Raw genomic sequence first — 23,373 nt, forward strand, 5'->3', positions numbered from 1 at the left:
TTTCTTTCTAGCTCTCGAGCTGCGCAGGCAGCGCCAGCCGCGGCTCGAACTTGGCGCGCTTCACGCTGAAGAAGGCCTTGACGTTGCGCACGTTGGCATCGGCGGTGAACAGGCGCTGCGCCAGCGCCAGGTAGCCGGGCATGTCGCGCGCGCCGACGATGAGGACGAAGTCGGGCCCGGGCGAGACGCGCCAGCACTGCTGCACGGCCTCGTCCGGGGTGACGCGGGCCTCGAATTCATCGAGCGCCTCGGCGCTCTGCCGGTCCAGCGACACCTCCACCACCGCCTGCAGGCCGTGCCCCAGCAAGGGCGCGAGCTTGTCGGGCGACAGCAGCGCCACCTCGCGCTCGATCACGCCGGCCTGCCGCAGGCGCTGTACGCGGCGCAGGCAGGTGGGGGGCGAGACGTGGACCAGCGCCGCGAGTTGCTGGTTGGTGCGCGAGGCATCGTCCTGCAGGGCCTGCAGCAGTCGAAGGTCTACAGAATCGATGACCAAAGATTCCATTAAGAGATAAAAAATGGAAGAAAAGAAATAGTCGAAATGCTAGTGGAAGATTATTCCATCGAAAAACGAAATAAGAAACCAATCTTCATTCTCATCGTCCTAGGATCAGCGCCTTCCTACCACCACCCACCAGAAAGAGACACCCATGTGCGGCATCGTCGGAGCGGCTTCCCATCGCAACATCGTTCCGGTCCTGGTCCAGGGCCTGCAGCGCCTGGAATACCGGGGCTATGACTCCTGCGGCGTGGCGGTGCATGCGGGCGGCAGCCTCAGCCGCACCCGCACCACCTCGCGCGTGGCCGACCTGCTGGCGCAGGTGCAGGAGGACAAGGTCGAGGGCCTGACCGGCATTGCCCACACGCGCTGGGCCACGCACGGCGCGCCGGCCGTGCACAACGCCCATCCGCATTTCAGCCGCGGCCCGAACGAAGGGCCGGACAGCACGCGGCCCGCGCGCGTGGCGCTGGTGCACAACGGCATCATCGAGAACCACGAGGCGCTGCGCGAATCGCTCGAGGCCCGCGGCTATGTCTTCGCCAGCCAGACCGACACCGAGGTCATCGCGCACCTCATCGACAGCCACTACGACGGCGACCTCTTCGAAGCCGTGAAGGCCACCGTCAAGCAACTGCAGGGCGCCTACGCCATTGCCGCCATCTGCCGCGACGAGCCGCACCGCGTGGTGGGCGCGCGCGCGGGCTCGCCGCTCATCCTGGGCGTGGGCCAGGGTGGGGAAGGCGAAAACTTCCTGGCCAGCGACGCCATGGCGCTGGCCGGCGTGACCGACCAGATCATTTATCTGGAAGAAGGCGACGTGGTCGACCTGCAGCCCGGCAAGTACTGGATCGTCGACCGCGCGCACAAGAGCGTGACGCGCCCGGTGCGCCAGGTGGTGGCGCACAGCGGCGCGGCCGAGCTGGGGCCCTATCGCCACTACATGCAAAAGGAAATCTTCGAGCAGCCGCGCGCCATTGCCGACACGCTGGAAGGCGTGCAGGGCGTGGTGCCCGAGCTGTTCGACGGCCTGCCGCAGGACGGCCAGAAGAGCAGCGGCGCCAGCGCGCACCGCGTGTTCCAGCAGATCGACAAGGTGCTCATCCTGGCCTGCGGCACCAGCTACTACAGCGGCTGCACCGCCAAGTACTGGCTCGAAGGCATCGCCAGGATTCCCACGCAGGTGGAGATCGCCAGCGAATACCGCTACCGCGAATCGGTGCCCGATCCGAAGACGCTGGTGGTGACCATCTCGCAGTCGGGCGAGACGGCCGACACGCTGGCCGCGCTGAAGCATGCGCGCAGCCTGGGCATGGAGGAGACGCTCACCATCTGCAACGTGGCCACCAGCGCCATGGTGCGCGAATGCAAGCTGGCCTACATCACGCGCGCCGGCGTGGAGATCGGCGTGGCCTCGACCAAGGCCTTCACCACGCAGCTGGCGGGCCTGTTCCTGCTGACGCTGGCGCTCGCCCAGGCCAAGGGGCGCCTCTCGGCGGAAGAAGAAGCGGCGTACCTGAAGCAGATGCGCCACCTGCCGGTGGCGCTGCAATCGGTGCTGGCGCTGGAGCCGCAGATCATCAGCTGGGCCGAGGACTTCGCGCGCAAGGAAAACGCCTTGTTCCTGGGCCGCGGCCTGCACTACCCGATCGCGCTGGAAGGCGCGCTCAAGCTCAAGGAAGTGACCTACATCCACGCCGAGGCCTATGCCGCCGGCGAACTCAAGCACGGCCCGCTGGCGCTTGTGACCAGCGAGATGCCGGTGGTCACCGTCGCGCCCAACGATGCCCTGGTGGAAAAGCTCAAGAGCAATATGCAGGAAGTGCGCGCCCGCGGCGGCGTGCTGTACGTGCTGGCCGACGCGGACACCCACATCGAGAGCAGCGACGGCATCCACGTGATCCGCATGCCCGAGCACTACGGCGCGCTGAGCCCGCTGCTGCACGTGGTGCCGCTGCAGCTGCTGGCCTATCACACGGCGTGCGCGCGGGGGACGGATGTGGACAAGCCTCGGAATCTGGCGAAGAGTGTGACGGTGGAGTGAGGGGCGGCCGGCTTCAAGGCAGCAGCCTGAATTTGCATTGGTTGCGGCAATTCTCCCTAGGGAAGCGAGGCGATTTGCATTCATCTCGGGGTTGCGGGAATTCATTGCAATATTTCTCGCGCATTCCCCTCGATGCCTCCCACGTTTCCTGAAAGGTCCTTGCAGATGGCGCAGAGCACTTCGCCTCGTGGCAGTGCACTTCTACGCCCCTCCTTTATGCCTTGACCAAACTGAGCGAGAAACGTCTTCCCAGAACCCAACTGTGTTCAGAGCAGCCCACCGCCCCCAGACGTACTTTGCATCTGAATCGGCACCGGGCCTCCCCTGCAGGACGTACACCCGACCAGTCTCAGTTTTGCGATCAACTTCTCGTAGTCGATCTCCCGCACGACCGAACTCACCCGGCCTTCGCGATTCTCAATGCAGTAGCCGGCGAGGTGTTGGGTGCCATCAGCGAGCTGAATAACTCGCCAGTTCCGCAGGGTCAGCCCGGCTTGCTCCGTCACCGGGGGAGTGCGCCAGATGGGCATACCGTTCCCCTTCGATGCATCGAGGAGGGATTAGGCCACGCTACGTGGCTTGAACTCAATCAGAGTCTGCGCGGCCGTGCCGCGCAGACCCTTGGACTACTCGCTTGCCTTCTCGAGTGCCGCGCGTTTACTGAGCGCTCGAATCGCAGCCAGGCGCCGTAGCTGTTCTTCATTGGGGCGTGCCTTTCCCTGTTCCCAGACGTAGATGGTCGACCCGCTCATGCCGGCAAGCTTCCCGTACGCAGCTGCAGACAAACCGAGCTTGGCACGATGTGCTGCCAGACGACTTGCGCTGAAGCGACGAGGCGTGCCAGCGTTGTCTGTAGCCATCACCTTAGACGCCACCTTTGTTCGGCGATCCGTCTGCTTCAGTTGCTTCTGCAACTCGGACACTTGGCGCCGCAACTCGGCGATAGCGCTCCGGTACTGAGCGCTTGCCTTCCTTTAGGCTTTCGATCTCCGCGCGCACCTCTTTGCGGGCGATGCGTGCGATCTCAGACTTGAGGACGGATGCGATGTCGGTCATGCGGCGCATTCTCCACGCAGTTCGTGGTGGACGGCTTTCCGGAGAATGTCCCCCTCAGACTGGTTGCAGTACTTCGGCATGGCCAGTTTCTATGGCGGCTTTTGGCCAGATATGAGTCGGGCGGCACAGGAACACCCCTACTTGCCGAAGAGGGTCGTAGGTTCAACTACCGTAGGCACGATGGAAGGCGAGTGGCCAGCGAGCAAGCACGGGTGCAGTGTGAGCGAGCGCCAGTGCTGGCCGGAGGCAAAGACCCTGCCGCGTCGGTGCCCAGGGTGGTGGTAACTCACCGCATCAACGCCAACGCCATGCGTCGCCGACCTCGATCAGCCCGAAAGGGATTCGATTGGAATAAAGACCGGCAGCGCAGAGTTAGCGATCGTGGAGTAGCCCGAGATGGTGGTTTGCGCGCAAGATGGAGTCCGGATTCTCAATCGCGAAACCAGCGGTTCTTGAAGGCCGTTGCCTCTGAGGCGAACCTGTCGAGGAACCTGTCTTTCGGCGCAAGTCTGAGAGCGCGGTCGACGCACTGGCGGGCACGTTCAATGTTCTTCGGATCGGAGTAGACGTGCGCGTAGGCTTGCTGCAACTCACAGAGGTGCTTCGGTTTCCCAAGTGATTCCGCGCGATCCAGATCTTTGACAGCATTGCCGGCGTGCCCCAGGCGCGCTTCAACCATACCCTTTGTGAACCATGGCTCTGGCTCGTCCGGGAGCAGCACTGTCGCTCGCTTTGCTTTCTCGAGGGCAGCCGCGTACCGACGCTGACTGAACAGTGCATAGGCGAACCTGTCGTAAAGGTAACCATTGTCCGGGTCTTCAGAGCAAGCCGCTTCGTAGTGCTCAAACGCTTGATCGACGTTGCCGTCATGGAAGCTCTTCCAGGCCGCACGCGCGGACGGAACCACGAATGCACGAGTGTTTCGGTCCCGCACCTGCGCAGACGCGTCAGCGACGAACTCTCGGTACCGCTTCTGAACCCAGCTTACGTCCTCCGGCAAAGGAACGGTCTTGCCTTCCAGCAGCTCAGTGCGTTCGGCGCAGTAGTTCGAGAACTCAGGGTTAAAGGCAACTTGCAGGATGCCCTGGATCTTCGTCACCGTCCCAATGCCCTTGCTCTCCTCGATAGCCTCGCTCGCGGCTGCCACATTAACATTCGCCACGCGGCAACAGAGCTGAATGATGTATTGATCGATCACATCCCCGATGCGACTCATCAGCAACATCACATGCCGCATCTCGGGTGCCAGCCGATTCCATGCATCGTCGTACAAGAATTGCCCAAGGTCCTGACGCTGCATCCGCTGGACGCGTTCGAAGGAGCGCTCCAGACTCTCCCCTGGAGCGGAAGCGGCCTGGGCAAAAACTTCCAACGCGATCGGCTTGTTGTTTAGCGCCTTGGAGTAGCCCTTCAAGGTTGACGGGCCGGCCATGGTGATCGACTGACACTTGAGCGTTCGTCCGCGCTTTCTCAGAAACTCAAGCCCCTCCTCTGGCGACCAGCTCTCTGTCTGGATGGGAAACGCCTCGATCTGCTCGCGACGTCGAGAGGTCAGGATAACGCGGCCGACATGCTTGCTCAGTTCGTTGATTTGCGAGCCGAGCGCGCGAATGTCAGCATCGCTCTTGGCCATTGTCTCGGTGTTGTCGAGGATGACCAGATGGTCGTCCCTCCTTACGCGCATCTGTGCCTGCAGGCCCGCGAGCTTTTGAACGACCTCCTTCGGACTCTTGTCGTACCAAGATCGATCCAGGGGTTTTGTGGAATGAAGACGTGCGATCTCGACGGCAACGTCCGCGACACCCACGTCCTGTGCTGAGATGTGCTCTAAGCCTTGAAGCCCCCACCGCGTCTTCTTCGCGGTGTAGAACGTGATCAGTTCGGGCCGCCACTTTACCTGTGTCTCACCCTCTAGAAGGCGGTGCAAAAACTCAATGACTAAGGTCGTCTTTCCCATGCCCCCGTCACCGTAAACCATGCACCGACGTGAGTCCATGTCGTCTGCCCACTCTTCGAGCGACGCCAACTCCGTCAAGCGACCGGTGAATTCTTGAATACTTGCCAATCGGTCAGGGATGAGCACGAACGGCCGCCAATCGGGCGCCCAGCTAGGCTCGGAAATGGAGTACTCGGGCGACGATCTCGCTGGCAGTTCCAGAAGCAAGTTCGGAACCTCGAAAGTAACAGGCTCTCGTTTGAGCAGCGCGCGCGAGATCTGGGCCTCGACCCTGATCTTGCCGGCGGAAGTTGCGATCAAGCGTCGATAGCAAACAGGGTCACCACCATAGAGTTTCAAAGTCTTGAGTGGCGTGCCTTCGCGGCCTCCCAGCGAAGGAATCAGAAGCGTTTCGCCATCATCGGCAACCGTTGGGAGGAACGCCGAAGCTCTCGCGACGAGGCTGCGAATGACGGCCACGTCAGCCTCGGGATCGTACCCGCCGGGCAGGCCGTGCCCTTCGACACCATCATTGCGCTCACGCACAAACGCCAACAGGACCGTCTCTATGTTCGCCTTCGACTTTCCAACGATGCGCTTGAGAGGCTCGGACAAGGCAGCCGCCTCCCAATACTGGCGGCCGGCAGACTTCCATCCTATGTTCTCGGCGGCCACAAGAAGTTCGGAGAGCAACCCAATGAGTTCGCCGTCCGCAGGAGCGACGAAGTCCTTCAAGTCAACCCCAGTGAACTGTTGAAGCTTCGATGGATCCGCTCGGAGGGTGTTCGCGATCCACTCGCCTAGAACGACGCATGCATGCTGCAAGGTGATTCTCATGAGCCCCAGCACTGCGGCCCGAACGTTCTCAGCGGTTTTTAGCTGTTCAGCACCGCGAACTCGCGTTTCTAGTATTCCTTGCATGCGCCTCTCTATAAATTTCGACCAAGTCCCGTCCTCACTATAAGTCGTGCGTCGGATAACGACTTCGGCGATCACCGCTCGGCAGGGGAACAACCAGCGGCGTACTCAGACCGCGCGCGGCCAGTCCTCGGGGACGAGTTTTAGTCCATCGCGCCAGCGCTCGCGCAGCGCAGCCTGGAACCGAGCGTCGTCGCTGAAGTCCGGGTGGTCGGTAATGATCACCTGGAGCTTGCCCTCCAATCGCTCAGCCACATCGAAGATCAAGCTAAACAGGCGCTTGACGGCCCGGCGGTCCGCGTCGATCTTCTCCTGAGTCACGCCATTGCCCGGCGCGGTGTCGGGCGAGAAATGCGCCTGGGACAGCTGATCTAGCAGCAGGAACGAGGGCACTGGCCGGCCGCGGCCGGCGAACCATGTGTGCAGGGCCAAGTGCGCAACTATGTGGTAGCCCACGTGGTTCTCGCCGCTGCCAATCTCGCGCATGGACACCGGCCGCTCGAGCGTGTCGGCCACGATGGTCAGGTTGCGTGGATCAAGGCGGAGCGGCGAATCGGAATACTCCAGGTCGATCTGCCGGGCGTAGTTGGACAGGTTCTTGTTGACGTTGGAGAGACAGGACTCCATCCTCGCTTGGATGGCGTCAGTGCTAACCGCCTCGTCGAGTTGGGTTTCCTGCTCCCGCAAGATTGCCAGCCGCGCCTGCTGCTCGCTGACGTCCGGCATCTGCGGAATGTTTTCCATGTACAGACTGATGCGCCCCAGAACCATGGCACGACGCGCTTCGGTGTCTGTGGCCAACTGTAGACGCTGGTTACCGCGCTTGATAGCCGTAAGCAGTGTGCGGTTGTCGTCGAGGCGACGCCGTACTTCTGCAAGCTTGGCTTCGACGTCCTGTATTGCCGTAGCGATGCGCGGCGTGGCGGAGTCCATCGCGCCACTCCGATCTCCAATGTAGTCTTGTGCGGCGCGCAGATCGCCGATCGAGGGCACCTGCGAGGCTTCGGGCAGATTCTGCAGGCACAGCGGGCAAGCGTGTCCGGGCGTATCGTGCTCGAAGACTGTCACCGCTCGGAGCCGGGCTGCATGTTCACGGGCCTCGGCAGCATAGCCCCTGGAATTGCCCTCGAAACTACGGGCACGTTCCAGCGTCGACTGAGGAGTGCGCTGCTCGCGTACGAGTTCGCTGCGCACATCGGAAAGGCGGTGAAACTCGACGTCTTCGCCGGCTTCCGAAGCGGCCGACGGCACCGGCGTGTTCTGAATCGTGCGGAGTGCGTCTATCTTTTCCTGCCAGGGGGTGCTCTCGTCGAGCGTAGTTAACCCGATCGCTTTCGCCTCGGCCAGCAGCGTGTCGGCGCGGCCCACGCCGTCGCCGCGGATGTTCGCGGCTTCGGCGAGCTTGCGCTCGATCTGGCGAATCTCGGCTCGCACACGCTTGAGCTCCTGCTGCTGCGCCACGTAGTCATCGGTTACGGCGCCTAGGAAGTAGGGCAAGGTGTCTTTGATGGCCTGGGCCACGAAACGATCGCTCGAGCCGTGGAACAAGTGCTTGCGTTGCGCTATCTCTGTCTGCGACTGGAAGCAGAAGGTCAGGGCATGGCTGATCGAGGCTGCCAGCGGGTCTCGCGTCTGGCCCGGCGGTGGCTCGTACAGGTAGTCGGACATGCCGACCCAGGACGCCAAGAGCGCGCGCAGGCCGTCGCGGTTGGTGGTCGTGCGCAGAACCGCGGCAGCGGGAATAGGCACCACGCTGTCTGTCTGCACGTAGATAGCCTCGCTGGACTTGCCTTCGCCCGCAGGCAACTGGCGCGCCACAAAAGCTTGGCCACGGGCCGTTGCCAGCAAAAGGCCGAACCAAGAGACGTTGCGTCGCACCTTGCCTTCCGGCACGTCGATCTCCTTGCTGCCCAGGCAATAGTCGATGATGCCTAGGATTGCCGACTTGCCGGTGCGCGAGTCGCCCGAGATGATATTGACGCGGCCTGGCTCGAAGGACACCACGCGGTGTCTACCATCGTAGCTGTAGATCACGATGGCGCGAATCTGGATCACGCTTGCACTCCCAACAGCGCCAACACGGTCGGGGGCGCACCCGCTTTACACAGCCAACGGCCGACGAACGTCGCCTGGCGCATGCAGTCTCGCACCTCGTCGCTCGACGTGCGGAGATAGGCATTGATCTTTCTCGCGGCGGCTTTTCCAGCCTGGAGCCGGTGGCCGTCCAGCGACAACAACCCGTGCTGGGCGCCGAACAGGAGTGCCTCGCGCACCGTCTCGCGCAGCACGACGACGCCCTTCGCGACGGCCGAACGCTCGAGCGGGTGGTCGTTAACCCAGGTTGCGAGCGACGAGGCGATAGTGCGCGGCAGTTGATCACGCGTCTGCCCGCGCAACACTAGGCTAGCGCCTACGAACGCCAGCGCGAGCGGCAAGCCGTCCGCGTCGCTGCCGAGCGCCGTAGCCTCGTTGCGATAGCCGTGCGCGAGATGCCATATGGCTAGCGCACAGAAGGCTGGGTTGAGCAGGTTGCGCTGCTCTATGGTGCGTTCCTGCCAGGAGCTCATGCCGCGCTACTCTGCCCAGGCGCGCCAAAGATTGCCTGCAGCCGAGTCTGGAAGTCTGGGTGCCAGCCAAGGCGCAGGTCTTCGGCCAGCATGTGCAGCGAACCGCGGCAGACCCAGGGAACGCTGACACCTGAGCGGATTGGCACGTGCGCGTCCTCGGCCCATTTCAGGATGGCGCGTCCCGCCTGGGCCATAGCCTCCTCCGACGGACCGGCACCGAGCTCGTCGCAGGCCTGAGCAAACTGCAACTCCCATTCCGTACGAAGGCGTTGGTCGTACTTCTGCAGGTCGGCGTCGAATAGCAGATCGTCACGGGTCCAGGCCGAGCGTTGACGGAATGCCTGCAGGTAGCTTGTGATCGCATTGCGGATGCGCAGTTGGCTGCCGCCGACCAACTCCACTTGCTTATAAAAGGGCCGATTGGCGAATTCCGGCAACTGCTCCAGCGCCACCATCAACTCGTCCAAATCGCCGTCGATCGGCAGCGAATGGGGCTTCAGCGATTCCTGGATCTCCGTGATCTGGGCATCGATCTCCGCGCGCGGGATGCCACCGTCGGGGTGGACTAACTCGTGGAGCACGCGCTTGAACCACCAACCTTCCAGCATCTGCACCGAGAGCGCTTGGTGGTGCAACGAGACATGGTAGAGCTCGGACTGGAGCTGCGCCTCTATGGCGGCCGCATCGGGCTGTGACGGAATGACGTAGACGCGCGCCAGCATGGACTCCCGCTCTGCCTCGTCTAGCGCCAGGTAGGCTGCGAAGGCGTCCTTGAGCTCATCGTTGGTTGAAGTAGTGGCAGCATGCTTGAGCCGCTTGGCTGCGTCGGGCACATTGCGGCCCCGCCCTTCGATCCCTAGGCAGGCGCAGGCGCTGCCAGCGGGCGCGCCGGCTGTGGCGATTAGAAACCGTGCCGTCTCTGGCGGAATCTCGCCGCTTGCCAGCCCAACGAGCCAGATTCGCAAGGTCTTCCACACCTCGGGGCTCAGGTCGGTCAGATTGGCCATGACGTTGAGCGAGTGCTTGGTCTGCAGCACGGCATCGGGCTGGCCGGACACCTCGAAGGTCACATCGTCTAGCGTCTCGATGCTAACGGTGAAATCGCCCACGCGACTGCGGCGGATGGCCCATAGCAGTGCGGTCCGGACTTGGTATAGATAACCCACCATTGGGCCGGCCGCGCCGAAGGCGGAGAGACTGGAAGGACTCATGAGCATCGACTTCGAAGGTTAAGCGACCGAAAGTGTTTGCACGCCGACGGACGCAAAGAGCGCAGAGCAGTGTGTCGGCCGCGCCCGGGCAACCCATGGAAGATCACCCGTGCTTAACGCACCAGGACCGAAGCTAAAGCACGGAATTGCGGTGACAACGACACCTTCGGCGTGCTCGGTGACCCCCGTACCGGGCTGCTGCTAGATTCGGGTCGGAATTTAGTCGAGAACCTGCGGGCCTCAGCTCCCCAAGTTTGGGGAGCCCGCGACGCGTCTGCGACTTTTTCCGCATTCCTCGGGTTTTGAAGCGCGGAACCAACCTGGTTTTTTACTCACGGGGAAGTGAGGGGATGAGTGACGGCAGACTGGTCAGTTGCCGTCAGCCCTTGACCTCCGCACGGAAGACCGCTTTCGCTGCGTTGCCGGCTCGAGCCAGACACGAGTTAGCTTTAAGGCCAAGATTCGGAGGTGCAGAGGCCTGCTCGCGATGCGGTTCATGAATGCGTCCGCGACGCAACTGGGGCAGCGCATTCAGCGAAGCTCGCATCTGGCGCTACCTCGGTGTTTTGGGGCTACATGATGGGCAACGTCAGGCTAAACGAGACGCCATTGCCTTTCGGCCTGTTTTTGGTGTCAATGTCATGCACCCATCGCGCAGTAAGGGCTGCCGGAAGGTTTCCAATCTTTCCTCCCCAGGTGACGATGGGACCAAAACCGACTGAATGACCTTTGAATCCATTGAGTCGGTCCGCAAGCGGCCCCGTGTCGTCCTGCAACTGTTCGATCCAGCCACCGACCACTCCAAGGCGCCACTGCGGCGCGATGGCGGCCGTCCACATCGCGTCAAGGCGGAAGACTGCGCCATTCTTGTAGTCGATGTCGCTGTTGCGCGTATAGAAATCGATTGCAGCCAGTGCGCTGAACTCACCGCCGGATTTCAGGAGCTTCGTGTAGGCAACCGTCGGCGAGAACGTCCAGGTGTTCTGCCCAGCATTTGCGAGACGATCTGGGTTGTAGGCTCCGGTCGGCGCATAGAAGGGCATCGACAGTGCGAAGTGATCAGCCTCACTGACGTGATAGCTCGCCACGACTGGGTTGATGAGCATGTCGGCAAACTGCGTGCCGTGATCGGCGTTTGACAGGCCCGGGCGCTGGTTGCTCGAGAGTCGTACCGTGACGCTGGTGTACTGAACCGGAATGCCGATGGCCGATGCGAAGTTCCACCGCCCGGGCCCCGTGTTCCAGATATAGGTCAGATTTGCCAGGTTGTAGCTCACCCTTTGGTCCAGGCTGGCACCGATGGTTCGGCCGACGGGAATCTGGCGAGCGGCTCCCATGCCGCCGTCGAAGTAGATGCTGGTCAAAGTCAGTGCAAGCCCCGGCGTTGGTGGAACGATTCCGGCGTTGGAAAAGATCTGCTGGCCGGTGATCGGCCGGCCGACGCCTCCCTCTGTTGCATAGGACCACATCGGCACTAGCGCAGGCACCGCCCAGAGTACGCGGCGCAGCCTCGGATTCATCATCGTCTTCCTTCTTTCCACATGACCGATGAAGTCTTGCGTTCTGGCCCTTCCAGCGTCAACGCGCGGTGCGGCAAATAGGTGCATTTCCCGCGCAAATTAGGTCCTTCTCCCAATACGTCGTGTGGGGCTGCATTCACTATCGTGCGGTGCAACAACATGGAAGCCATCCCTTGACAGTTCCAGCAAGCGTTTCAGTCTTCGCAGCGGCGCTCCTTTGTGGCGTCGGCGGTGCCGCATTTGCGCAATCGAGCGAAGACATGAATGCGGCCAACAACCCTCTCACTCCCACCATCGGCGCCAACATCCAGGACCAGTACACGGGTCGCTATTACGGCCTGGGGGACGCAGATGGCAATGCGCTGCTGCTGCGCGGCACTCTGCCGCACAAGCTCTTCGGCATGCCCCAGATCCTGCGCGTGACCATGCCGGTGGTCACCACGCCCGATGCGCCGCACTTCAGCGAGCGCTTTACTGGCGCAGGGGACCTGAACCTGTTCGACATTTTTCTGTTCAATGCCAACGGTTTTCAGCTGGGCGTGGGTCCGCAACTGACCATGCCAACCGCCAGCCGCGACCAGACCGGCGCCGGCAAGTGGCAGGGTGGCTTGGCCGCGGTCGCCATGGCACCCCAGAAGTGGGGGTTGGTGGGCGGCTTGCTCACGTGGCAGAAGTCCTTCGCCGGAGATGACGACCGGCCGCAGGTCGACACGGCCTCGCTGCAACCGTTCTTCATCTACAACTTCCCGCAGGGCTGGTACTTCCGCAGTTCGGCCACCTGGAACTTCAACCTCAGAAGCGGCGACTACTCGATTCCCGTCGGTGCAGGCCTCGGAAAGGTGTGGAAGGCAGGCAGCACCACCTACAACCTGTTTGCCGAGCCGCAGTGGACGGCATCGCACCAGGGCGACGGGCAACCCAAGTTCCAGGTCTTCATGGGACTGAACATGCAGTTCCCGATCTGAAAGTCGCCGGCCCCCGATCGCCCTTGCAAACCTTTGAACCCGAAAGTCTTCTCAACATGACCCTTCCTTTGGGCTTTCTCCGAATCTTCCTGGTTGCCAGCTTGACGGCGCTGCAGACCCTTTGGACGGGCACTGTCGGCGCTGCCGACGTTCGGCAGCAGGTCACGCCGGCCGAGGCACGCGCCATCGCCAAGGAAGCGACGATCTATGGCTTCCCGCTGGTGGACAACTACCGTGTCATGCACTCATATTTCGTGGACCGCACCGGCCCTGAGTTCAAGGCGCCATGGAACACGCTGCACAACGTCGAGCGGGTCTACACGCCGCAGGACAAAGCCATCCAGACGCCCAACTCCGATACACCGTATTCGCAACTCGGGGCAGACCTGAGAGCCGAGCCACTGGTCATCTCGGTGCCGGCGGTGCCGAAAGACCGCTACTACTCGCTGCAGTTCATCGACCTCTATACCTTCAACTTTGCCTATGTCGGCAGCCGTGCCACGGGAACGGAGGCAGGCAGGTACCTGCTGGCTGGCCCCGGCTGGAAGGGCAAGGCGCCCGCTGGCATCAAGCAAGTCATCCGCTCGGAGACAGACCTGGCCTTCGTGCTGTACCGTACCCAGCTCAAGGGCCCTGCGGACATCGACAACGTCAAGAAGATCCAAGCCGGCTACAGCGTGCAGCCTCTGTCCGCCTTCCTGGGCAAGCCCGCACCCGCAGCGGTGCCCGTGGTGGATTACTTCAAGCCACTATCCGCACAGGAACAGCGCAGTTCGCTGCGTTTCTTTGACGAGCTGAACTTCCTCCTGCAATTCGCACCGGCCCATCCGAGCGAGACGGCGCTGCGCGCGAAGTTTGCGCGCCTGGGCATCGTGCCGGGCAAGCCCTTCGAGCCCGACAGTCTGACGCCACAGCAACACGAGGCCGTGCAACAGGGCATGACCGATGCATGGCAGGCGCTGGCGACCTTCAAGAAGGACCAGGTCGATACCGGCCGGCGATCTTCGGCTGATGGCTTCGGCACGCGCAAGTTCTTGAAAAACGACTACCTGGCGCGCATGAGCTCGGCGGCATTCGGCATCTACGGCAATTCGAAGGAGGAGGCCTTGTATCCGGCCTACTTCGTCGATTCGAATGGGCAGCAACTCGACGGCGCCCGCAATCGCTATGTGCTGCGATTTGCGCCGAATGCGCTGCCGCCTGTCCATTCCTTCTGGTCGTTGACGATGTACGGCCTGCCCGAGAGCCTGCTGGTCGAAAACCCGCTCAATCGCTACCTGATCAACTCTGCGATGTTGCCCGGCCTGAAGCGCGACACCGACGGTGGCATCACGCTGTATTTGCAGCACGAGTCCCCCGGCAAGGAAAAGGAGGCCAACTGGCTGCCCGCGCCCAAGGGCCCTTTCTGGACAGCCATGCGCCTGTACTGGCCCAAGCCGCAGGCACTGGACGGGCGCTGGAAGCAGCCCGCGCTGGAGCGCGTGGTGGCTCAGGACGCCGTCGTGCTGCCGGCGGGCAGCAAGGTGCCGGTGACCGTGGAGAACTTTGCCCGCGCCGAGACGGACATGTACTTCGGCGGCATCGTGAAGAACGGCGGCTTCGGCAAGTTCGACCACAATCGCAATGTCGCGCCGGTGGATAAGCAGAATGTCGTTCGGTTGAACCGCGACACGCTCTATTCGGCGGGCGTGTTCGACCTTGATGCCGGGCCCGTGACCATCACGCTGCCTGAAGCCGGCCAGCGCTTCATGTCCATGCAGGTCATCGACCAGGACCAATACACGCACGGCGTTCAATACAAGGCTGGTGCGTACACCTTCGATCGCGCCAGCATGGGCACACGCTACTTCCTGGCAGCGATCCGGCTCCTGGCTGACCCGGGCGATGCGCAAGACCTGGCCAAGGTGCATGCTATGCAGGACGCTATCAAGGTCGAGCAGAAGTCCGCCGGGCAGTTTGACATTCCGAACTGGGACGCCGTCAGCCAGAAGAAGGTCCGCGATTCACTGGTACTGCTGTCCGATACGCTGCCCGACAAGAACCGCATGTTCGGCACCAAGGAGGAGGTTGACCCGGTTCGCTTCTTGCTGGGTGCCGCCTCCGGCTGGGGCGGCAACCCGGACAAGGATGCCGTCTACCTCAACATCGTGCCGGCGCGCAACGACGGCAAGACGATCTACAGGCTTGCTGCTCGCGAAGTGCCGGTCGACGGATTCTGGTCGATCAGTGTCTACAACGCCGACGGCTACTACGAGAAGAATCGGCTCAACGCCTACACCTTGAACAACATCACCGCGAAAAAGGCAGAGGATGGTTCCGTCACCGTTCAGTTCGGCGGCTGCGACGGCAAGGTCGCCAATTGCCTGCCCACCGTGCCGGGTTGGAACTACATGGTCCGCCTCTACAGGCCCAAGGGCCAAATCCTGAATGGGCAATGGAAGTTTCCTGCGGCCCAACCCCTTCAATAGAGAGCCGGACTACACGATGGCCGGCAAAGACGAGTCAGCCAGCGACTGGCCGCGGCACGATGGCCCGAACCGAAGTGCCGCTGGCCGTGATTTCGAGCTTGAGTTCGCCGCCAAAGGGGATCAGCCGACCCTGCATGCTCGGGATGCCCACGCCGTGCCCTTGATCGCTGCCGGACTGGCGACCACCGCCGGGGCCATCGTCGTCAACGCTCAGCACAATGTGTTGGGCATTGATTTCAAGGCTGACTCGCACCTGCGTCGCCTTGGCGTGCCGGTACACATTGGCCAAGGCCGCCTGCGCGATGCGAAGCAGCGAACGCTGCAACTCGAAGGGCAGCGAATCCGCCGCTTCGTCCACCGACACCGTGCCGCGCAACCCGGCGCGTCGCAGGAAGCCTTGCACGAAATCCGTCAGCGCATGCGCGAGGCCGCTTTCGCCGAGGTCGCGCGGGTGCAGGAGGAGGGTGAAGGTGCGAAGTTCGTTCAGCGCCGACTCGACAGTCGTCTTGACGTCCTTGAGCACGGATCGGGTCGAGTCGTCGGTGCGCAGGGTGCGTTCGAGATGTACGACGCCCAGCATCGCGCCCACCAGGTGCTGCGCCGTGGAGTCATGCAACTCCCGTGCAATTCGCTGGTGCTCGTCCTCCTGCGCCTGCAGCAGGCGTCCCGTGAGATGTTTGACGGCGGCGTCGGCGGTAGCGATGTTCCTTTCGAGCTGATCGATGGGTGGTTCGATCTCCCGCCGCAGATAGCGCCACGCGGCGAAACCTGCAAGGCCCACCAGTACCCCGGCCAGCGCCAGCATCTTCAGGGCACGGTGCACAGGGGCATCGAGGTCGTCTTGCCTGGTTGCAACCATCGACACCCACTGGGTGGCATCGGAGCGCGCATAGGCAAGCAGGCTGCGATGCCCTTCGGCATCGGCGGCACTGATCAGCCCGGCTGCTGCAGACTCGGCACGCAAAGCAGACAACGCGGCCGGCGCCATGACCGGCGCAATGAAGACCTCCTTGCCGCGCATGGCAACCACGCCATGGAGGTTGTGATCGTAGATTCCGGCCGTAACCTTGGCCGGCATGCGCTGATCCTTGAGGATGCTGGCAAATCGCTGGTCCGAGAGCACGGTCGTCAGGAAGTAGGTCCAACTGCCATCCGCATCGCGCACTTTCATGTTGACAGCGACGGCCGTCTTATCAAGCGTCACGCCGAGAACGCGGCCGGTCAGGCTGACATCCAACTGGTCGATCCGTTCGAAAAAGGCAGGCTGCGGCTTGAAATCTGCCAGCGTGGGCAGAGGCGAGCCAAACGGTCGCAGCGAGTGCGCGACGAGCTTCTCCCGATCGCTGAGGGTCAGCCAAGCGCCGTCGGGAACCTTTGTCGAGGCCATCTGCTGCTGGAATGCGCGGATGTCGTGCGCTTGCAAGGCAGGCGAATGCTCCAGGCCGATGAGCAAGGCATGCGAGCGCGCCACTTCGCGGTCCAGCGCCTGCGACAGCAAGCTGGATGCCGCGCGCAGTCGTTCGATCTCATCGCTGCGGGCTCGAAGCACGTTCGCGATGACATATGCCGCGGAGAGTGCGAAGACAAAGGCGAGCGAGCAGGCAATCAAGAGGGCCAGACGACGTCGCAGTCGGGGCTTGAGTCCTTCGGCGGGGCGCTGCCGCCCATTGGGAAGATCGCTGGAAGTTGTCTGCAACTTGGCGCTCGGTTATGCAGGAGCTGGATTGGAAGCGCGGCGCCGCGCACGGTCCCGCATGACCCCAAAACTATACTGAAATGCCATTTCGAGGAGTGAGGATCGGCATGGCTGTCCCATCAAGTGCAACCAAAGTCCATGACAGCCACGGCCCCGATGTTCGGCGCGTTCTGATTGCGGACGATCACGACGTCGTGCGGCGCGGTCTTCGTGGGTTTATCGAAAGTCGGCCCGGTTGGCAGGTGGTAGCGGAAGCCGCCGACGGCCTGGAAGCGCTGCGCCAGGCCCATGTCGAGCAGCCGGACATCGCCATCGTGGACTACAGCATTCCGCTGATGAACGGGGCCCAGCTCACGCGCAGGATTCGCGCGCAGGCGCCCAAGGCACAAGTGCTGGTCTTCACCATGCATGAGAGCGAATCGGTGATTCGCGAGGTGCTGGCCGCGGGCGCCCGCGGTTTTCTGGTCAAGGCAGACAGCGAAAAGCTGCTTTTCGCGGCGCTGGACGCGCTGGCCCAGGGCAAGCCCTTCTTCACCGGCCAGGTCAACGAGGCGTTGCTGTCCCACTACCTTGCCCCGTCGAACGCGGCAAGCGAGCCCGCGGATCCCTTGAGCCCACGCGAAAAGGAGATCGTTCAGCTGATCGCTGAAGGCAATACCAACCGTGCTGTCGGGGAACTCCTGCACATCAGCACCAAGACCGTGGACGCGCATCGCGCCTCCGCGATGGCCAAGCTCGGCATCAACTCAACTGCAGCGCTGGTTCGCTATGCCATTCGAAACAAGATGATTGAACCATGAGAAGAAGGAGGCTGAAGAATCGATTGCTTGGTCTGGCTTTGATGTTCGCAAGCGGATTGACTTGCACAAGTGCCGTCGCGCAGGTCCTTCTCGACCTCGGGAGGACACGGCTAAAGCAGCGCGCAGATGCCGTCATGTCGTTGATGGCCTACTCTGTTGTTCCTGACCTGGCGTCCAGCAACCTGTCGATCAAGGACGCGTCTACTGAAAATCCCTCAGTGCAGATGGCCCAGCTGGGCGGCGGCTTCACGCTCAGCAAGAGCGTGCCGCTGTACCTGGAGGGCGCGGTGGCTTATAGCCGCTATGATCCGACCTTTGTTGCCAGCGAAGGGGGCGAGTCTCGCCAGTTGCCGGCTCGGTGGAACACCGTCACAGGCACGATTGGTGTGGGCTGGGACTTTCCGATCACCTCGGAGCTGGTCTTCCGTCCGATCGTTGACGTCTCGCTCGGGAAGGTGGCGAGTGACCTGAAAGTCGCCCAGTATTTGCTCGGGCGCGCACTGGACCGGAACATTGAATTTCTCGACGGCGGGTCGATGAACGCCTACGGGCTCGGGGGCGCGGTGATGCTGGACTGGGAGCACGTGCGGGAGAGCTACTCGATCGATGTCGAGCTGCGCTACACCGACATCCGCCTTCAGACCTTCGGCAACACGTTTGAGGCTGTGAGCGGCAACGCATCGGCACGCACGGCGAACATCTGGGCGCGCTACAGGGCGCCCACCGGAGCCTACATGCTCGACCGGCCCTTGCGCTACGTGCTGGAGTTTTCGCACTCCCGCTATCTGGGGAGTCAATCGGGCATCCTCGGCTTTGACTACTTGAGCTCCCTCGGTACGGGGCTGGAGTTGGACACGAGCAAGAGCAGCCCACTCTACGTGACGCGGCTACGCGCAGTGTTGCGCTACATGTTCGGGAACAACGTGTCGGGCGTGTCGTTGGGGCTTGCGGCGAGTTTTTAGGCCTCGAGAGAAGCGAAGCGCGGCTCCTCGAGCGCCGCTGGCTGGTGCATTGGCAATGTCGGCTCCTGGGTGTGAAGCGGCATTCGCGGACGGAGATGCACTATGTCGGCTCTCGCTGCGAACCTGCGTGGCAACGCTTCCGGTAGGCGCGTATCCCTCCCAAGGCGGGTCGCCGTGCATCCGCGACCTTTAACGCGGACGTGAACGCGCGCATCGGGGCGGGCCGACGAGCGGCGCCCGCCCTACGCGGCTTAGGAACGCGCCATACCGTGCCGCCGCTTGGCCTCGTCGCAGCTGGGCGAGACGAGGTAGTGCAGCAGGGCTCGGGCGGCATCGGGTTGCGTGCCGGCAGTGCAGGGCGCGCCGCTGAAGACCGTGTTGATCCCAACTGGCTCGGGCAGCGTCCCCAGCAGCTCGATGCCCGGCAGCGCGATCAGCTCGCTTAGCTGCTGGAAGCCCAGCGTCGCTTCGCCGCGCGCCAGCAGGCTGCCCACCGGCACGCCGGGCGGGGCCTGCAGCAGGCGGTTGCGCAGTTGTTCGCCGATGCCCCATGCGCGGAACATCTCAAGCAGCGCGACACCGCTGGGCCCGGTGGAGTAGGCGATGCGCCGCGCGGCCAGCACGGCCTCGCGCAGCGCGGCTTCGCTGGAGATGTCGGGTCGCGGCGCACCGGCGGGCACTGCTGCGGCCACGCCCGAGTTCACCAGCGCCACCTGGCGTGCCGCATCCACCTTGCCGGCTTCCGCCAGCTTGTCGAGCGCATCTGCGGCCAGGAAGACCAGGTCGAAGGCCTCGTCCGCCATCACGCGGCGCAGCGCGTCGACGCCGCCCACTGCCTCGATGCGCACTGGAACGCCGGTGCGCTGCGCGTACTCGGCCCCGAGTTCGGCCAGCAGGCCGCGCGTGGCCATGGAACAGATGCCGTGGATCCCGTTGGTCATGGGTCTTGCCCTCCGATCAGGCGGTCGGCGTAGGCCTCCCACGGGCTGCTGCCGTCGAGGCCGTCGAACAGGCCGGCGCGCGCCTGCCGCGCGACCCAGTCCTGCTTGCGGGCGATCGCATCGGTCAGGGTCGGCTCGAAGCCGCCTTCCTGCACGGTGCGCGCGGCCTCGCGCATTTCCTCGGCGCGGCGCTTGCCGTGCTGCACCACGCGGCTGAAGAAGTAGGCGCCCTGGCGCTCCCAGTCGATCTGCGGGAAGGTCTCCTTGAGCGTGGGCAGCACATGCGCCTCCACGCCGTAGCGGCGGGCGTTGGTGTAGGCCTCGATCACCAGCGCTTCGAGCCCCTTGATCATGATGCTGCGGCTCATCTTGATGGCCGAGGCCACGCCCAGCCTGTCGCTCACCGCGCGCGCATCCATGCCCCAGGCGCCCAGGGTCTTGGCCAGCGACGAGGCCTGCGCTCCTCCCAACAGCATCGGCACGCGGATGCCGTAGGGTGGCACGGAGGTCATCACGCCTGCCTCGACGTACTGGGCGCCGGCGGCCTCCAGCGCGGCGGCTGCGGCCTGCTTGGTTCCCGGAGAGGCGGAGTTCAGGTCGAGGAAGCGGGTGCCAGTGCGCACATGCGGCGCCGACTCCTGTGCCACTTCGAGCGTGTTGGCGGCGGTCACTGCCGAGATGACGAGATCGACCTTTGCGCACAAGGCCGCCATGCCGCTAGCCACGCGGATTCCATCGGCCTCGGCCGCGGTGCGTGCGGCCGCGTGGTCGGCGAAGCGCAGGTCCCAGGCCCAGACGGCATCGATGCCTTCCTTGCCCAGGAGGCCCCGGCCGAAGATGCCGCCGACCTCGCCATACCCGATCAGGCCCAGGGTGATGCCCATGGTGTCTCCTTCAGAAGCTCGCCTTCTCGCCCGGCTTGAGGGCCAGCACCTGCGTGCCGCCAGCGCTGCCCAGCGCCTGTACGAACTCGGCCGGCGTGCCCTTGCCCAGCGGGTTGGCGCCATAGTGCATCGGAATCACGAAGCGTGGGCGCATCCACTCGCGCGTTGCATACGCCGCATCCTTCGGGTCCATGGTGAAGTGGCCGCCAATGGGCATCAACACCAGGTCGGGCTTGTAGTAGTCGGCGATGAACTTCATGTCCGGGAACAGGCCCGTGTCGCCCATGTGGTAGATCCTGAAGCCGTTCTCCAGCTCGATGATGTAGCCCACCGGCTCGCCGCCGGGGTGCGCCTCGTCCTTGCCGCTCGCGGGGTTCTTCCACGCGATGACCGAGGAGTGCTCGGCGCGCACCGCCGTCACCTTGATGCCCGGCACCGGGGTGATGGTGCCGCTCTTGTTGAAGCGGGGAACGAGGTTGGCCGGCAGGATGCCCAGCAGGCCCACGGTCTGGTTCATGTCGCCGGGCGCGTACATGGGCACGTTGTTGATGCGGGCCAGGTCGGGCGCGTCGGCGAAGTGGTCGGCATGGCCGTGCGTGACCAGCAGCAGGTCGACCTTGCCCAGCGCTTCCAGGTTCTTGTACTGCGCCGGCGTGAGCGGGTTCTGGCGCAGCCACGGGTCGGTCACGATGACCTTGCCGCCCGGCGTCGTGATGCGGAAGGCCGACTGGCCCAGCCACAGCACCTCGGTCTTCGCTTGCGGCGTGGCCGCAGCGGGCGGCGTCGGCTGCGCGCAGCCCTGGAGCAGCGCCACGACACAGGTGAGGGCGCCCAGCAGTCGAACGGCTTGTCTCTTCATTCTTCTTCTTTCCTTCGTTGGGGTGGTTGGAATGGAATCAGTCGACGCTGATGCGCGCGGCCTTCACCACGCGCTCCCAGCGCGGAATTTCCTTGGCGATGAGCTGCCCGAAGGCCTGCGGCGTGGCTGGCGTGGCTTCGGCACCTTCGGCGGCCAGGCGCGACTTCACCTCCTGCGAGTTCAGCGACTTGTTGATCTGCTGGTTGAGCGCGTTGACGATCTCCGCCGGCGTGCCGGCGGGGGCGACGATGCCGTACCACTGGTCGGCCTCGAAGTCCTTCGTGCCCGGCAGGCCGCTTTCCGCCACCGTGGGCACGTCGGGCAGCAGCGCGATGCGCTTCGGACTGGAGACGGCCAGCGCGCGGATCTTGCCGGCCTGGATGTGCGGCAGCAGCGCCGGTGCGCCGGTGAAGAGCACCTGTACCTGGCCCGCGAGCAGGTCGGTCACCGAGGGCGCGGTGCCGCGATAGGGCACGTGCAGGAACGATGTGCCCGTCTGCAGCTTGAGGTACTCCATGGTCACGTGCGCCGCGCTGCCGTTGCCGCCCGAGCCGTAGGCCAGTTGCCCAGGCTTGGCCTTGGCGAGCGCCAGCAACTCGGCCAGGTTCTTCGCCGGCACCGACTCGTGCACCACCAGCACGTTGGGCACGCGCGCCACCCAGGCCACCGGCGTGAAGCTGGTCGTGGGCTTGTAGCCCAGCTTGGGATAGAGCGCAGGGTTCACCGCCAGCGTGCCGGTGTGGCCCATCAGCAGCGTGTAGCCATCGGCCGGCGAGCGCGCGACCTTCTCGGCGCCGACCGAGCCGCCGGCGCCGGGGACGTTGTCGACCACCACCGGTTGGTTGAAGGCCCGGCCCAGCTCCAGCGCGATCGCGCGGCCCAGCACGTCGCTCGAACCGCCGGGCGTGAAGGGAACCACCAGGTGCACCGCCCTGGCGGGATAGTTCTGCGCAAAAGCACTGCGGCCGCCCAGCGCGAGTACGCCTGCGGCCGTTGCGATAAGTGCCTGGCGGCGGTTCACGAAATGCGATGTCATGCGATGGGGTCTCAGTCGGGCTGGATGCCGGCTTCGCGGATCAGCTGGCCATAGCGCGCCGCCTCGCTCTGGATCAGCCGATCGAACTGCGCGGTGGGTCCAGGCAGCGGGATGCCGCCTGCGGCGGCCAGCTGCTCCCGCACCTCGCGCGCCCCGATGGCCTTCTGCACCGCGTCGTGCAGCTTCGCGACGATGGGCTGCGGCAGGCCCGCGGGGCCGATGAAGCCGTACCAGACGCTGGCTTCGAAGCCGGGGTAGCCCGACTCGGCCACGGTGGGCACGTTGGGCAGCACGCTGCTGCGCTCGGGGCTCATCACCGCCAGCACGCGCAGCTTGCCGGCCTTGGCGAGCGGCGCGGCTTCCAGCGCATTGACCGCCACGATCTCGGTGTGGCCGCCGATGGTGTCGGTGAGCGCCTGCGAGCCGCCCTTGTAGGGCACGTGCCGCAGCTGGATGCCGGCCGTGTGCGCGAACAGCTCCATCGCCAGGTGCGGCGTCGAGCCGTTGCCCGGCGTGCCCAGGCTGATGCTGTTGGGCTTGGCCTTCGCAGCACTGACCAGCTGGGCCAGCGACTTGAGCTCGCCGTCCTCGCGCGTGGCGAACACCACCGGCACGCGGCCCACCAGCGCCACCGGCGTGATGTCCTTGGCCAGGTCGAAGGGCGCGGGCTTGAAGAGCGAGGGGTTCACCGCCAGCGCATTGGCCGACAGCATCAGCGTGTAGCCGTCGGGCGGGCTGGCGATGACCGACTTCACCGCGATGTTGGTGCCGGCGCCCGGCTTGTTGTCGACGATCACGGGCTGGCCCAGCTGCGTGGCGAGTTGCTGGCCCACCGAGCGGGCGATCAGGTCGACCGCGCCGCCGGCGCTGTAGCCCACGACGAGGCGGATGGGCTTGGAAGGCCAGGCATCGGCGGCCGAGGCGGCGAGGGTGGCAGCCAGCAGTCCCGCGCCGAGGCAGGCGGCGGCCAGCTTGCGCGCAAGCGATGTCATGTCGTGTCTCCTTGTGTTC

Annotated in this window: 17 protein-coding genes and 1 pseudogene; 5 read left to right on the forward strand and 13 right to left on the reverse strand. The window is 64.0% G+C overall.

All coding sequences use genetic code 11. From position 1 onward, the window contains the following. Positions 1-7: 7 nt before the first annotated feature. Positions 8-505, reverse strand: a complete 498-nt coding sequence (locus VSO01S_RS12885) for an Lrp/AsnC family transcriptional regulator (protein WP_068642966.1) — start codon at positions 503-505, stop codon at positions 8-10. Between the two features lie 145 nt (positions 506-650). Here VSO01S_RS12885 and glmS point away from each other — a divergent pair, with 145 nt between their 5' ends. Then, positions 651-2,543 carry a glutamine--fructose-6-phosphate transaminase (isomerizing) gene (glmS, locus tag VSO01S_RS12890; protein ID WP_068642968.1) on the forward strand — a complete coding sequence of 631 codons (1,893 nt, stop codon included), beginning with the start codon at positions 651-653 and terminating at the stop codon, positions 2,541-2,543. Between the two features lie 626 nt (positions 2,544-3,169). Here the strand turns inward: glmS and VSO01S_RS28265 are convergent. From VSO01S_RS28265 to VSO01S_RS12920, 6 genes and pseudogenes are all read right to left on the reverse strand, one after another. Then, positions 3,170-3,599: pseudogene (locus tag VSO01S_RS28265) on the reverse strand (helix-turn-helix domain-containing protein). A 430-nt stretch (positions 3,600-4,029) separates the two neighbouring features. Further along, the gene (locus tag VSO01S_RS12900; protein ID WP_153305252.1) at positions 4,030-6,270 is read right to left on the reverse strand and encodes a tetratricopeptide repeat protein; all 2,241 of its coding nucleotides are present in this window, start codon (positions 6,268-6,270) and stop codon (positions 4,030-4,032) included. 291 nt (positions 6,271-6,561) lie between these two features. Beyond that, positions 6,562-8,508, reverse strand: coding sequence for a DUF3732 domain-containing protein (locus tag VSO01S_RS12905; RefSeq protein WP_068642973.1), 1,947 nt, complete (start codon positions 8,506-8,508; stop codon positions 6,562-6,564). After that, positions 8,505-9,020 carry a three component ABC system middle component gene (locus VSO01S_RS12910; RefSeq protein WP_068642975.1) on the reverse strand — a complete coding sequence of 172 codons (516 nt, stop codon included), beginning with the start codon at positions 9,018-9,020 and terminating at the stop codon, positions 8,505-8,507. Before VSO01S_RS12910 ends, VSO01S_RS12905 begins: the two co-directional genes overlap by 4 nt. After that, on the reverse strand, positions 9,017-10,231 hold the full coding sequence (locus tag VSO01S_RS12915) for an ABC-three component system protein (RefSeq protein WP_153305253.1): 1,215 nt from the start codon (positions 10,229-10,231) through the stop codon (positions 9,017-9,019). Before VSO01S_RS12915 ends, VSO01S_RS12910 begins: the two co-directional genes overlap by 4 nt. Before the next feature lie 572 nt (positions 10,232-10,803). After that, on the reverse strand, positions 10,804-11,751 hold the full coding sequence (locus tag VSO01S_RS12920) for a SphA family protein (protein WP_218002347.1): 948 nt from the start codon (positions 11,749-11,751) through the stop codon (positions 10,804-10,806). Positions 11,752-12,011: 260 nt separating this feature from the next. Between VSO01S_RS12920 and VSO01S_RS12925 the strand changes: the two genes are divergently transcribed. Both VSO01S_RS12925 and VSO01S_RS28235 read left to right on the forward strand, forming a co-directional pair. Then, positions 12,012-12,716 (forward strand): hypothetical protein, encoded by a 705-nt coding sequence (locus VSO01S_RS12925; RefSeq protein ID WP_218002348.1) that lies wholly within the window; start codon positions 12,012-12,014, stop codon positions 12,714-12,716. 56 nt (positions 12,717-12,772) lie between these two features. After that, positions 12,773-15,184 (forward strand): DUF1254 domain-containing protein, encoded by a 2,412-nt coding sequence (locus VSO01S_RS28235; protein ID WP_068642984.1) that lies wholly within the window; start codon positions 12,773-12,775, stop codon positions 15,182-15,184. Between the two features lie 34 nt (positions 15,185-15,218). Here VSO01S_RS28235 and VSO01S_RS12935 read toward each other — a convergent pair whose 3' ends face one another. Beyond that, a complete protein-coding gene (locus tag VSO01S_RS12935) occupies positions 15,219-16,880 on the reverse strand; it encodes a histidine kinase (RefSeq protein ID WP_153305254.1) in 1,662 nt (553 codons plus the stop codon). A gap of 107 nt (positions 16,881-16,987) precedes the next feature. On the opposite strand from VSO01S_RS12935, the gene VSO01S_RS12940 reads away from it, so the two are divergent. Continuing rightward, a complete protein-coding gene (locus VSO01S_RS12940) occupies positions 16,988-17,680 on the forward strand; it encodes a response regulator (protein ID WP_068642988.1) in 693 nt (230 codons plus the stop codon). After that, the gene (locus VSO01S_RS12945) at positions 17,677-18,642 is read left to right on the forward strand and encodes a hypothetical protein (protein WP_153305255.1); all 966 of its coding nucleotides are present in this window, start codon (positions 17,677-17,679) and stop codon (positions 18,640-18,642) included. The genes VSO01S_RS12940 and VSO01S_RS12945 overlap by 4 nt, the downstream gene beginning before the upstream one ends. A 251-nt stretch (positions 18,643-18,893) precedes the next feature. On the opposite strand, the gene VSO01S_RS12950 is transcribed toward VSO01S_RS12945, so the two are convergent. The 5 genes from VSO01S_RS12950 to VSO01S_RS12970 are packed head-to-tail and all read right to left on the reverse strand — an operon-like array spanning position 18,894 to position 23,354. After that, positions 18,894-19,583, reverse strand: a complete 690-nt coding sequence (locus tag VSO01S_RS12950; protein ID WP_174544729.1) for a substrate-binding domain-containing protein — start codon at positions 19,581-19,583, stop codon at positions 18,894-18,896. Beyond that, on the reverse strand, positions 19,580-20,467 hold the full coding sequence (locus VSO01S_RS12955) for a DUF1932 domain-containing protein (RefSeq protein ID WP_068642990.1): 888 nt from the start codon (positions 20,465-20,467) through the stop codon (positions 19,580-19,582). The genes VSO01S_RS12950 and VSO01S_RS12955 overlap by 4 nt, the downstream gene beginning before the upstream one ends. 10 nt (positions 20,468-20,477) lie before the next feature. Next, positions 20,478-21,326, reverse strand: a complete 849-nt coding sequence (locus VSO01S_RS12960; protein WP_068642992.1) for a metal-dependent hydrolase — start codon at positions 21,324-21,326, stop codon at positions 20,478-20,480. Between the two features lie 37 nt (positions 21,327-21,363). Then, on the reverse strand, positions 21,364-22,362 hold the full coding sequence (locus tag VSO01S_RS12965) for a Bug family tripartite tricarboxylate transporter substrate binding protein (RefSeq protein WP_068642993.1): 999 nt from the start codon (positions 22,360-22,362) through the stop codon (positions 21,364-21,366). A gap of 11 nt (positions 22,363-22,373) precedes the next feature. After that, positions 22,374-23,354, reverse strand: a complete 981-nt coding sequence (locus VSO01S_RS12970) for a tripartite tricarboxylate transporter substrate binding protein (protein WP_068642995.1) — start codon at positions 23,352-23,354, stop codon at positions 22,374-22,376. Positions 23,355-23,373: the final 19 nt, after the last annotated feature.

It is taken from the genome of Variovorax soli NBRC 106424 (assembly GCF_001591385.1).
In the GTDB taxonomy this organism is placed as follows: domain Bacteria; phylum Pseudomonadota; class Gammaproteobacteria; order Burkholderiales; family Burkholderiaceae_C; genus Variovorax; species Variovorax soli.